This is a genomic window from Roseburia amylophila, assembly GCF_025567465.1.
Taxonomy (GTDB): Bacteria; Bacillota; Clostridia; order Lachnospirales; family Lachnospiraceae; genus Roseburia_C; species Roseburia_C amylophila.
Genome location: NZ_JAOQKI010000008.1, coordinates 141,894 through 154,509 on the forward strand (window position 1 = coordinate 141,894; position 12,616 = coordinate 154,509).

A 12,616-nucleotide genomic window follows, 5' to 3' on the forward strand; every position below is an offset into this window, starting at 1 on the left:
ATATACCTGATGTGCTTTTGAACAGCCTGAAATGGGAGGAAAGAAGATGCTGGAACGAAAAAAAGTCCGTGCAGCCAATGAAGATTTACCGGTAATTATGGAAATGAATGCAGCCAGTAAAATGAAACTGGAAAAAAGAATGATAAACCTGTCCTTTATTGGAAGTGTACTCTTTGTAGTGGCAGAAGGAGTTATGGCATATATCAGCCATTCCCATGCAATACTGATGGACTGCGTATTTGATGTGACAGATTTAATAATGATAGGACCGTTTTTGGTGCTGGTGCCACTGTTATACCGGCCGGTAACAGAACGCAGACCATATGGATTTTCCCAGGTGGAATCTCTATTTCTGGTAATCAAGTATAGTGTACTTTTAGTAGTTACCATCCAGCTTTTAATCGACAGTGTGCAAAGCATCCTGCATGGCGGACATATGGTAAATGCCAGCCAGCTTGCAGGCTTTGAGTTTGGCGTGTTTGCCGGCTGTCTGATCATCTATTTCCTGCTTCATTATTTCAGTAAACGATATGCATCTGTGGTAGTAAAAGCAGAAATGTATAACTGGAAATTAGATGTGGTCAGCAGCTTTGGCGTATTCGCCGCATTCTTCGGACAGTTCCTTCTGCAGAAGACACCGTACGAATGGCTGGCACCGTACATAGACCCGGTAGTAGCAATTGTGATGGCATTAATCCTAATTGTAGAACCGGTGAAAATGATATTGCATGGACTCAGGGAGCTGGTGCTCTTTGCACCGGAGCAGGAAGTGATGGACCAGATACGTTCCATTGCAGAACAATATATGCAGACCTGTTCCTATACGATAGAATTTTTGGATGTCATCCAGACCGGACGAAAAACCTGGGTGGAAATATACATAGACAGCCCCAACGATATTATTACAATGCAGTCCCTCACCAGAATCAGAAATGGAATCCGGGAAGAATTAAAGAAAAACTTTGACCAGATTTATGTAGAACTGATACCGGATTTGCCGGAATAAAAATAATACCGGACACAGGTGCCGGAGTGTATAAAAAAGTGCCGATGGAATATTCCACCGGCACTTTTTATGAAACGGAGATGGCGGGATTCGAACCCGCGTGCCCCGGAGGGCTAACGCATTTCGAGTGCGCCCCGTTATGACCACTTCGATACATCTCCAGATAAAAAAGAGTGCATACACTTTGTTGGATTCGTGTGGTAAAGTGTTTTGCACAATAGCACATATATCATACAATATTTTCCTGCCGGATGCAAGCAGATTTCATTGACAGACTTGGAAAATGCCCGTATAATAATATTTATATTGGTTATAGTGACCATAACTAGGAGGATTAGACAAATGAATAATGAAAAAGAGTTCAAGCCGTATATTCCGGCAGACAAAGTTTTGCCGGAACTTACGCCAGTCTCTATTATTCTGGGTATTCTGCTTGCCGTAGTTTTCGGTGGGGCAAACGCATACTTAGGACTTAGAGTAGGAATGACAGTGTCGGCATCCATACCGGCAGCGGTAATTTCCATGGGAATTATCCGCGTAATTTTAAGAAGGGACTCCATTCTGGAGAATAACATGGTACAGACCATCGGTTCTGCCGGAGAGTCTCTTGCAGCAGGAGCAATCTTTACACTCCCGGCTCTGTTCATGTGGGCAGAGGAAGGTGGTACAAGCATGCCATCTTTAGTGGAAATCGCATTGATTGCATTAATCGGTGGTGTCATCGGAGTTATGTTCATGATTCCGCTTCGTAGTGCATTAATCGTACAGGAGCATGGAAAGCTTCCTTATCCGGAAGGAAAAGCCTGTGCAGAAGTACTGGTAGCCGGAGAAGAAGGCGGAGCAAAAGCAAGTACCGTATTTGCCGGTCTGGGAATTGCAGCAGCATACAAATTCATCACAGATGGTTTGAAAGTATTCCCGAGTGAAGTGACTTATGAAATCAAATCTTACAAGGGTTCCGGAGTCGGAATGGATGTACTTCCGGCACTTCTTGGAGTTGGTTATATCTGTGGAGCCAGAGTATCTTCCTACATTTTTGCGGGTGGAGTAATCGGCTGGTTCGTACTGATGCCGTTAATCGCACTCTTTGGTGCAGACCTTACCATTTTCCCGGCAAGCGTTCCGGTATCTGAACTTGGCGCATCAGGAATCTGGTCAAACTATATCCGTTACATTGGAGCAGGAGCAGTTGCAGCAGGCGGAATCATCAGCCTGGTAAAGAATCTGCCACTTATCGCAAAGACCTTCCGTCAGGCATTAAAGAGCTACGGAAGCAAAGGAAATGGTGACAACAGCCGCCTCAATAAAGATATTCCAATGAATATCGTAATTCTTACGATTGGAATCATGGCTATTATTATGTGGCTGGTTCCGGCAGTTCCGGTAAGCCTTCTTGGAGCAATTATTATTGTAATCTTCGGATTCTTCTTTGCAACCGTATCATCCAGAATGGTTGGTATTGTAGGAAGTTCCAATAACCCGGTATCCGGAATGGCAATTGCAACACTGCTTATCACAACTATGATTTTAAAAGCAACCGGAACCATCGGAATGACTGGAATGGTAGCTTCTATTGCAATCGGTTCTGTCATCTGTATCATCGCAGCAATCGCCGGAGATACATCACAGGATTTAAAGACCGGTTATCTGGTAGGAGCAACACCTTGGAAACAGCAGGTTGGTGAAATCATCGGTGTAGCAGCATCTGCTATTGCAATCGGTGGAGTATTATATCTGTTAAATGCAGCATGGAGCTACGGTTCCTCAGCAATTCCTGCACCGCAGGCAACCTTGATGAAGATGGTAGTAGAAGGAGTTATGGGTGGAAACCTTCCTTGGGTACTGGTATTTGCAGGCGTTGGTATTGCAGTAGTAGTAGAAATCCTTGGAATTCCGGTATTGCCATTTGCAGTAGGTCTTTACCTTCCGATTTACTTAAGCACACCGATGATTGTTGGTGGATTAATCCGCTTATACTTTGATAAGAAGAAGGGTGAATCTGAGGAAGAGAAGAAACGCAAAGTGGAAAATGGAGTGCTTTACTCATCCGGTCTGATTGCCGGAGAGGGACTGGTAGGAATTCTCCTTGCAGTCTGTGCAGTCATTCCATTCAAGGGAGAGACCTTTGCAGATGCATTTAACTTATCTGCAATATTCGGTTTCAGCTTAGGAAACATTGGCGGACTGGTATTCTTTGCATTACTTGCCGTAACTTTAATCCTTTTCATCCGTGGAAAGAAGAAAAAAGAAAATTAAAAACAGAATAAAGTAGTTCTTACATCTGCCGTCTTGCGAAAAGGCGGCAGATGTTTTATACTGCTAGCGAAGATAACAGGAGGCAATATGGCAAAGAAAAAAGACAATTATTTAGATTATATCCCACGTCCGAATACATTATTTGAATGTAATAAGAACAAAGATGGCAAAATAGAAATAAAAATGCATAACAAAGGTGTGTTTAACAAAATCGCACAGGTGTTATTTAAGAAACCGAAATACAGCTATATCGAGCTGGATGAATTCGGCAGCTTCGTGTGGGAGCAGATGGATGGAAAGAAAACCATCTATGAGATTGGTACACTGGTAAAAGAAAGATTCGGTGACAAGGCAGAACCTCTTTACGAGAGACTGTCCCAGTATATCAAGATTCTGCATAACAACCATTTTATCGTATATGAGAATAAATTAAGAAAGAAGGAATCATAATGAGCGCATTAGCAGGCTTAGAACCAAAAGAGGTATTTCATTATTTTGAAGAAATCAGCAATATTCCACGTCCATCCTATAAAGAGGAGAAAATCAGCAATTATCTGGTAAACTTCGCAAAGGAACGGAACTTAGAATATTATCAGGATGAAGTAAAAAATGTCATTATCATCAAAGAGGCAGCACCGGGCTATGAAGACGTTGCACCACTGATGATTCAGGGACATATGGATATGGTGTGCGAGAAAGAACCGGGCAGCACCATCGATTTTGAAAATGACGGACTGACACTGGAAGTAAACGGAGATTATATCAGTGCAAAGGGAACAACCCTTGGCGGCGACGATGGAATTGCAGTTGCATACGCACTGGCAATCTTAGACTCTGACAGTATTGCGCATCCGCGTATCGAATTTATCTGTACCGTGTCCGAAGAGGTTGGCATGGAAGGTGCCGTAGCACTGGATGTTTCCCACTTGAAAGCAAAGAAGCTTCTGAATCTGGATTCTGAAAATGAAGGAATCATGCTGGTAAGCTGTGCCGGTGGATGCAGCACCGTATGTGAACTTCCGGCGGAATGGGAAAAGAGCGCAGGAAATCTTGTTTCTATTCATGTGGCAGGCTTAAAGGGCGGACATTCCGGCGTGGAAATTGACAAAGGAAGAGCCAACTCCAACATTTTATTGGGAAGAATTCTTTTAGAATTAAAAGATGAATATCATTATCAGATAGCAGCATTATCCGGCGGAAATAAGCAGAATGCCATTCCAAGAGAAAGTGCAGCAGAGCTTATGGTACAGGAAGATGCCACACAGCTTGTCCATAAAATAGAAGAAATTGCAGAGAAAATCACCCATGAATTTTCCACCAGTGATCCGGATATCCAGATATCCGTAGCAGTAGAAGAAAACTGTGAGAAGGAAGTATTAACAGAAGCTGCGGCAAGAAAAACAGTGCTTTTAATCAACCTGCTTCCAAATGGAATTCTTCGCATGAGTGATGACATCAAGGGACTGGTAGAGACTTCTTTAAACCTCGGCGTTCTGACTCTGGAAAAAGACAAGCTGACTCTGCAGTATGCCGTAAGAAGTGCAGTGGGAACCGCAAAAGAATATCTTTTGAAACGTATTGCTGCGCTGGTGGAAGAGTTTGGCGGAAGAGTCACCAATACCGGTAATTATCCTGCGTGGGAATACCGCAGGGATTCTGTACTCCGGGATGATATGGTCCGCATTTTCAAGGAAATGTATGGAAAAGAGCCGACCGTAGAAGCAATTCATGCCGGACTTGAGTGTGGCATTTTAGCAGGTAAGATTGACGGACTGGATGCTGTCTCCATCGGACCGGATATGATTGCCATTCATACCACAGAGGAGAAATTAAGCATTTCTTCCACAAAGAGAGTATGGGATTATATCTTAAAAGTAATTGCCTGTAAATAAATTGCTTAAGCAGGCATTATAGCTTGTACCCTAAAAAAAAATATATTATAATATATTTTGGATGTGTGGGCGTATGCACAACAATAAGCAAAGAAAGGGATGCAGCAAATGAAAAGAATAGGTATGTTGACCAGCGGCGGAGACTGTCAGGCATTAAATGCAGCAATGCGCGGCGTGGTAAAAGGATTAAGTCATAATGTGGATGAGTTGGAAATCTACGGTTTTTATAATGGTTACAAGGGATTGATTTATGGCGATTACCGCCTGCTTACATCAAAGGATTTTTCGGGAATCCTTACCAAGGGCGGAACCATCTTAGGTTCTTCCAGACAGCCATTTAAACTGATGCGTGTGCCGGATGAGAACGGGCTGGATAAGGTGGAAGCAATGAAGCAGACCTATCATAAACTGAAACTGGATTGTCTGGTAATCCTTGGCGGAAACGGAACACAGAAGACTGCCAATCTCCTTCGGGAAGAGGGATTAAATGTCATCCATCTGCCGAAGACCATCGACAATGATATCTATGGAACAGATATTACCTTTGGCTTTTACAGTGCAATCAACGTGGCGTGTGCAGCCATTGATTGTATACACACAACAGCAGCATCCCATAATCGTGTCTTTATCGTAGAAGTCATGGGACATAAAGTGGGCTGGCTGACCCTGTACGCAGGTGTTGCCAGTGGAGCAGATATCATATTACTGCCGGAAATCCCATATGATATTGATAAAGTCATCAAAGCAATAGATAAGAGAACCAGGGATGGAAAAGGCTTTACCATTCTTGCGGTAGCAGAGGGTGCTATTTCCAAGGAAGATGCAGCACTTTCCAAGAAAGAATACAAAGAGAAGCTAAAGAATTATAAATATCCGTCTGTATCCTATGAGATTGCAGACCAGATTGAGAAACGCAGTGGCACCGAAGTACGTGTAACCGTACCGGGCCATACCCAGCGTGGCGGAACCCCATGCCCATATGACCGTGCACTCTGTACACGACTTGGTGCAGCAGCAGCCCAGGCAATCATTGATGAAGATTACGGATACATGATTGCGATGATTAATGATAAGACAAAGCGTGTTCCACTGAAGGATGTGGCTGGCAAGTTAAAGACTGTTGACCCGGATTGTCAGATGATTAAAGAAGCAAAGACCATTGGAATCAGCTTTGGAGATTAAGAGAAGCGAGGATGGAATAGATGTCATACATGGCACTTTACCGTAAGTTCCGCCCACAGGAATTCGCGGATGTCAAAGGACAGGAGCATATAGTAACAACCTTAAAGAACCAGATAAAGGCAGACCGTATCGGCCATGCATATCTGTTCTGTGGAACGAGAGGAACCGGTAAGACAACCATCGCAAAAATATTTGCCAAGGCAGTCAACTGCGAACATCCCGTAGATGGAAGCCCTTGTGGAGAATGCGCAAGCTGTAAAGCAATTGCGGCAGGAAGTTCCATGAATGTTATCGAAATTGATGCGGCATCCAATAACGGCGTAGATAATATCCGTGAAATCCGGGAAGAGGTAGCATACCGCCCGACAGAAGGAAAATACAAAGTTTATATCATAGACGAGGTGCACATGCTCTCCATCGGAGCCTTTAACGCATTGTTGAAGACCCTGGAAGAGCCGCCTTCCTATGTCATTTTTATACTGGCAACTACGGAAGCCCATAAGATACCGATTACGATTCTTTCGAGATGTCAGCGGTATGATTTTCGGAGAATTTCCATTGAGACCATATCAGACCGCCTGATGGAACTGATGGAAAAGGAAAATGTGGAAGTGGAAGAACGGGCAATCCGCTATATTGCCAAAGCGGCAGACGGATCCATGCGGGATGCCTTAAGCCTTTTAGACCAGTGCATCGCCTTTTATCTGGGACAGAAGCTGACCTATGACCATGTGTTAGAGGTGCTGGGTGCAGTAGATACGGAAGTCTTTTCTAAATTACTGCGGAAAGTGCTGGCAGAAGATGTGGCAGGAGCCATTTCACAGTTAGAAGAGCTGGTCATCGAGGGAAGAGATTTAGGACAGTTTGTCAATGACTTTACCTGGTATTTAAGAAACCTGCTTTTGTTAAAAGGCTCAGACGATATGGAAGAAGTCTTAGATATGTCTTCTGAGAACATGGCACTTTTAAAAGAAGAAGCCCGGTTGGTAGAAGCAGATGTACTGATGCGGTATATCCGGATTTTCTCGGAACTGTCCAATCAGGTAAAATATTCTTCCCAGAAACGAATCTTAATTGAAATTGCAATAATTAAATTATGTAAACCTGCAATGGAGACCAACATGGATTCCATTACAGACCGGTTAGCAAAGTTAGAAAAGAAGATGGAGCAGGGAATTCCCACGGCAGCACCGGTGAATACCGCGACACAGCCGGCCGAGGCAGCAGCACCGGTCAGCCGTCCGCCAATGCCAAAAGCAATCCCGGAAGATGTGGAACAGATTGTAAAGAACTGGAATTCCATTCTGCCGAAGATGAGCGGCGTGGTGCGCACCTATCTTAAGTCGGCACATTTAAGTCTTGGCGGAGATGACCGTCTGATGATTGTATTGGATGACCCGGTTGCAGCAGGCTACGTGGAAGAGGAAGACCACAGAAATGAAATCCGACAGGTGATTTCTGATTATATAGAAAAAGAAGTGGAGATTCAGATTCAGCAGAATCAGTCGAATCGTCCGTTTGAAGAATCCTATGTGGATTTGTCACAGATAATCAATATGGATATAACCATTGAAGATGAATAAAATACAGGAGGAAATGGAAACATGGCAAAAAGAGGCGGAGGATTTCCAGGCGGAATGCCGGGAAATATGGGAAACCTTATGAAACAGGCACAGAAGATGCAGCGCCAGATGGAAGAGGCATCCAAGGAGTTAGAGGAGAAAGAAGTAACAGCCGCAGCAGGTGGCGGTGCAGTAGAAGTTACAGTCTCTGGTAAGAAAGAAGTAACCAAAGTAAAGATTGATCCGGAAGCAGTTGACCCGGATGATGTAGAAATGTTAGAAGACATGATTATGGCAGCAACCAATGAGGCACTGCGCCAGATAGAAGAATATTCCCAGCAGTCCATGTCCAAGATTACCGGCGGCATGGGTGGACTTGGCGGTGGATTCCCATTCTAATCAGCTGAAGGAGAAGAGGAAACAGAATGGACTATTACAGCAGCCAGATAAGCCGTCTGATAGAACAACTTTCCGGCTTGCCGGGAATTGGACCAAAGTCGGCGCAGAGACTGGCATTTCATATTTTGAATATGCCGGAAGAAAATGTGGAAAAATTAAGTCGTTCCATATTAGATGCAAGACAGAATATACACTACTGCAAAGAGTGCCTGACCCTGACCGATGATGAACTCTGCCCGATATGCAAAAATCCCCAGCGGGATCACAGCGTAATCATGGTAGTAGAGGACACCAGGGATCTGGCAGCTTATGAGAAAACTGGAAAATATGAAGGAGTATATCATGTACTTCATGGGGCAATATCTCCGATGCTTGGAATCGGACCGAATGACATTAAGCTCAAGGAGCTGATACATCGGCTGGAGGGTGATGTAAGAGAAGTCATTATTGCCACCAATTCAAGTTTAGAGGGAGAGACAACAGCAATGTATATCAGCAAGCTGGTGAAACCGACCGGAATCAAGGTCTCAAGAATTGCCAGCGGCGTCCCTGTGGGAGGGGATTTGGAATACATTGATGAGGTAACATTACTTCGCGCGTTAGAGGGACGTGTGGAGTTGTAATGGATACAAACAAGCTTATTCATGAGAAAGGTTAAGTAAAATGACGAATGCAGAGTTGGAAAAAAAGGCAAATGAAGTAAGACAAAGTATTGTTACGGCATTGCACAGTGCAAAATCCGGACATCCAGGCGGATCACTTTCCGCAGCAGATATTATGACATATCTGTATTTTGAAGAGATGAATGTGGATCCGAAGAATCCGAAGATGGCAGACCGCGACAGATTTGTGCTGTCGAAAGGACATGTAGCTCCGGCATTATATTCTGTACTGGCACACAAAGGATATTTTCCGGTAGAAGATCTTGTGACACTGCGTCATACAGGTTCTTATTTACAGGGACATCCGGATATGAAACATATTCCGGGTGTTGATATGTCTGCAGGTTCCTTAGGACAGGGATTGTCCTGCGCAGTAGGAATGGCACAGGCTGGTAAGATGGATGATAAGGATTACCAGGTATATGCAATGTGTGGTGATGGTGAGATTCAGGAAGGACAAATCTGGGAAGCTGCTATGTGGGCAGGCGCACATCACTTAGACAACCTGACCGTAATCGTAGATAACAATAACCTTCAGATAGATGGAACGGTAGAAGAAGTATGTTCTCCATATCCGATTGATAAGAAATTTGAAGCATTCAATTTCCATGTAATCAATATCAATGGAAATGATATGGAAGAAATCCGTAATGCCTTTGCAGAAGCAAAGAAAGTAAAAGGCATGCCGGTTGCAATCATCGCAAAGACCACCAAAGGAAAAGGAGTTTCCTTTATGGAAAATCAGGTGGGCTGGCATGGAAAAGCTCCAAATGACGAGCAGTACGAACAGGCAATGGAAGAATTGAAGAAAGCAGGTGAAGCATTATGTCAGAAGTAAAGAAGATTGCAACAAGAGAAAGCTACGGTAATGCTTTAGTAGAACTGGGCAGGGAACACACAGACCTTGTAGTATTAGATGCCGATTTGGCAGGTGCAACCAAGACGGAAATCTTCAAGAAAGCATTTCCGGAACGTTTCTTGGACTGTGGAATTGCAGAAGCAAATATGGCTGGAATCGCAGCAGGACTTTCTACCTGCGGTAAAGTTCCATTCATGAGCTCCTTTGCAATGTTTGCAGCAGGACGTGCTTATGAGCAGGTGCGTAACGCAATCGGATATCCACACCTGAATGTAAAAATCGGTGCAACCCATGCAGGAATCTCTGTAGGAGAAGACGGTGCAACCCACCAGTGCTTAGAAGACCTTGCACTGATGCGTGAAATTCCTGGAATGGTAGTGATCAATCCGAGTGATGATATTGAAGCAAAAGCTGCAGTAAAAGCGGCATATGAACATGTAGGACCGGTTTACCTCCGATTTGGCAGACTTGCAATTCCTGTATTTAACGATAACGAAGATTACAAATTCGAAATCGGAAAAGGAATCGTCTTAAAAGAAGGAAAAGATGTTACCATCTTTGCAACCGGACTGGAAGTAAGCGAGACATTAGCAGCAGAGAAAATGTTGGCAGCAGATGGCATTGATGCAGAGATTATCAACATCCATACCATTAAGCCAATCGATGCAGAATTAGTTGCTGCATCAGCCGCTAAGACAGGCAAAGTCGTAACCGTAGAAGAGCATTCCATCATCGGTGGACTTGGAAGTGCTGTATGTGAAGTCCTTTGCGAGAAAGCACCGGCCAAAGTACTCCGTATTGGCGTAAATGATACCTTTGGTGAGTCGGGCCCGGCACCGGAACTGATTGCAAAATACGGACTGGATGCAGAAAGTATCTACAAAAAGGTAAAAGCCTTTGTAAAAGAAAACTAAAAAGGACAAAAAGGAAAGCTGTCACTGAAAAAGTGGCAGCTTTTTTCGTAAAAACCTGTCAAAAACTTCATTTTTCGCCATCCATGATATGGCAAAAAATCCGCCGCCTCTGTGTTATGGTTGTCCCAAGACAAGAGGAAAGGGGCGGCAGACGTGATAGAGATTATACAACGGAAGGAAATAGAAAATTCAGCAACAGGAAATGCACCGGCAGGAAATACCGCAACAGGAAATATAGTGACAGAAAATAGAAGAACGAACGAGAAGGCGGAGGATACGGCAACGTTTCCACGAAATTTCCGCCAGATAGGGACGCCAGAGGGTGAAAAACACATTTTCATAGAAGATTATGTATACACCTATCTGCATCCGGCATTTCTCGGAATGAATGAACGGAGGGTATGCATTCTGGTGGGCAGAACCGAAACCCATGGCAAAAACACGAATATCTATGTAAATGGGGCATTTGAATTGCCGGAAATTGCATATTGTGGGACAGCTCCGGTCTTTCAGGAGAAAATCCGGACAGAAATATGCACCTTAATAAAACGCTATTTTGACGGAAGCACACTGCTGGGCTGGTTTTATGATGAGAAGGGGACAGCACCCTGCCTGACACCGGAACTGGAACGGATAATGAAAAATTTCTTTGGTGGAAACAATAGACTTCTGCTGCTGTCGGATTCTCTGGAAAAGGAAGAAACGTTATACATATATGAAGATGGAGCCGTTCATAAAAAAGAAGGCTATTATATCTATTATGAACGCAACCAGGCGATGCAGGAGTATATGATAGTATCGCGGAAAGACACATCGCAGGAAGTGAAACCGGAGGAAGTCCGGGATGAGGCATTAAAAAACTACCGGGAGCTGGTTTTAAACAGACCAAAAAAGAATTTTCAACTGCCGGCATTTCATTCATTGGTTTATGGAAGTGGTCTTCTGGTGGTCATTGCAATCATAGTTGTAGGCATCAGCATGTTCAATAATTATGAGAAAATGAAGAAATTAGAAACTGCGGTCAGTGTCATGGAACAGAAAAATGATTCATCAGGAACAGACCCTGCACCGGATACGGAAACCCAGACAAAGCTGGTCATCGAGGACCTTGCGGGACAGGTAGAACCAACGGAAAAAGAGAATGCAGAAAACTTACAGGTTGCGGACAATACGGCAGCACCAGATAACACGGCAGCACCGGATAACACGGCAGCACCAGATAACACGGCAGCACCGGATAACACGGCAGCACCGGATAATACATCTGACCAGGCAGCATCCGCAAGTACACAGCCCCAGTCCGAGGCGGAAATTATATTGCAGCAGGGCTATTATATCGTGCAGCCGGGAGACAGCATGATTTCCATCAGTAAAAAGATATATCAGGATGCTTCCCATGTGGCAGATTTGTGTGCGGCAAATGGGATTGAAAATGTCGATAATATAAAGGTTGGCGAAAAATTAATACTTCCATAAGAAAAAAATAATGCCGAAACATGGAATATAGGCTATAATCAATAGAAGAGTGAAGAGAACAGCAGGAGTTAAGAAACAGAAATGGCAGATAAAACACAGTTTCGTACCATCGAAACAGACGAAGAAGAACTGAATACCAAAATACGGAAACATCGTTTGAAAATAATAAAAATCATATTGTTGTTGCTGGCGCTGGCGGTTGTTGCAGCATTGGGGATTTTCTTTTTTCAGAAATTACGGAAATATAATAGTTACACGGTAGAAAAAAGCGTGGAACGTCAGGACACTGCTGGAAGCCAGTTTCTTGCATATGGAAATGGTTTTATCAAATATAGTAACGATGGGGCAATTTATACCGACGCCAATGATGAAGTGTACTGGAACCAGACCTATGAGATGAAAGAACCA

12 protein-coding genes and 1 tRNA gene (1 of these 13 running past the window's edge) are annotated in these 12,616 nt (G+C 43.8%); 12 read left to right on the forward strand and 1 reads right to left on the reverse strand.

What is annotated here, in order from left to right:
* Positions 1 to 46 precede the first annotated feature (46 nt).
* A complete protein-coding gene (locus OCV43_RS07085; RefSeq protein WP_022244314.1) occupies positions 47 to 1,006 on the forward strand; it encodes a cation diffusion facilitator family transporter in 960 nt (319 codons plus the stop codon).
* Between the two features lie 75 nt (positions 1,007 to 1,081).
* On the opposite strand, the gene OCV43_RS07090 is transcribed toward OCV43_RS07085, so the two are convergent.
* Positions 1,082 to 1,167 (reverse strand) — tRNA-Ser (locus tag OCV43_RS07090).
* 181 nt (positions 1,168 to 1,348) lie between these two features.
* Between OCV43_RS07090 and OCV43_RS07095 the strand changes: the two genes are divergently transcribed.
* From OCV43_RS07095 to OCV43_RS07145, 11 genes are all read left to right on the forward strand, one after another.
* A complete protein-coding gene (locus OCV43_RS07095; RefSeq protein WP_262623732.1) occupies positions 1,349 to 3,262 on the forward strand; it encodes an OPT family oligopeptide transporter in 1,914 nt (637 codons plus the stop codon).
* A gap of 87 nt (positions 3,263 to 3,349) precedes the next feature.
* Positions 3,350 to 3,712 carry a PqqD family protein gene (locus tag OCV43_RS07100; protein ID WP_022244312.1) on the forward strand — a complete coding sequence of 121 codons (363 nt, stop codon included), beginning with the start codon at positions 3,350 to 3,352 and terminating at the stop codon, positions 3,710 to 3,712.
* A complete protein-coding gene (locus tag OCV43_RS07105; protein ID WP_117697860.1) occupies positions 3,712 to 5,154 on the forward strand; it encodes an aminoacyl-histidine dipeptidase in 1,443 nt (480 codons plus the stop codon). Before OCV43_RS07100 ends, OCV43_RS07105 begins: the two co-directional genes overlap by 1 nt.
* A 108-nt stretch (positions 5,155 to 5,262) precedes the next feature.
* A complete protein-coding gene (locus tag OCV43_RS07110) occupies positions 5,263 to 6,336 on the forward strand; it encodes a 6-phosphofructokinase (RefSeq protein ID WP_227701214.1) in 1,074 nt (357 codons plus the stop codon).
* A gap of 20 nt (positions 6,337 to 6,356) precedes the next feature.
* Positions 6,357 to 7,919 (forward strand): DNA polymerase III subunit gamma/tau, encoded by a 1,563-nt coding sequence (gene dnaX / locus OCV43_RS07115; protein ID WP_022244309.1) that lies wholly within the window; start codon positions 6,357 to 6,359, stop codon positions 7,917 to 7,919.
* A gap of 21 nt (positions 7,920 to 7,940) precedes the next feature.
* A complete protein-coding gene (locus OCV43_RS07120) occupies positions 7,941 to 8,297 on the forward strand; it encodes a YbaB/EbfC family nucleoid-associated protein (protein WP_022244308.1) in 357 nt (118 codons plus the stop codon).
* A gap of 26 nt (positions 8,298 to 8,323) precedes the next feature.
* Complete coding sequence (gene recR / locus OCV43_RS07125; protein ID WP_022244307.1) at positions 8,324 to 8,920, forward strand: recombination mediator RecR; 597 nt, start codon at positions 8,324 to 8,326, stop codon at positions 8,918 to 8,920.
* 40 nt (positions 8,921 to 8,960) lie between these two features.
* The gene (locus tag OCV43_RS07130; protein ID WP_022244306.1) at positions 8,961 to 9,797 is read left to right on the forward strand and encodes a transketolase; all 837 of its coding nucleotides are present in this window, start codon (positions 8,961 to 8,963) and stop codon (positions 9,795 to 9,797) included.
* The gene (locus OCV43_RS07135; protein WP_022244305.1) at positions 9,785 to 10,732 is read left to right on the forward strand and encodes a transketolase family protein; all 948 of its coding nucleotides are present in this window, start codon (positions 9,785 to 9,787) and stop codon (positions 10,730 to 10,732) included. The genes OCV43_RS07130 and OCV43_RS07135 overlap by 13 nt, the downstream gene beginning before the upstream one ends.
* A gap of 153 nt (positions 10,733 to 10,885) precedes the next feature.
* A complete protein-coding gene (locus tag OCV43_RS07140) occupies positions 10,886 to 12,208 on the forward strand; it encodes a LysM peptidoglycan-binding domain-containing protein (RefSeq protein ID WP_262623733.1) in 1,323 nt (440 codons plus the stop codon).
* An 81-nt stretch (positions 12,209 to 12,289) separates the two neighbouring features.
* Positions 12,290 to 12,616 carry the beginning of a DUF5711 family protein gene (locus OCV43_RS07145; protein WP_262623734.1) on the forward strand. 885 nt of this gene lie beyond the right edge of the window, so only the first 327 of its 1,212 coding nucleotides appear in the window; its start codon is at positions 12,290 to 12,292; the stop codon falls past the right edge of the window.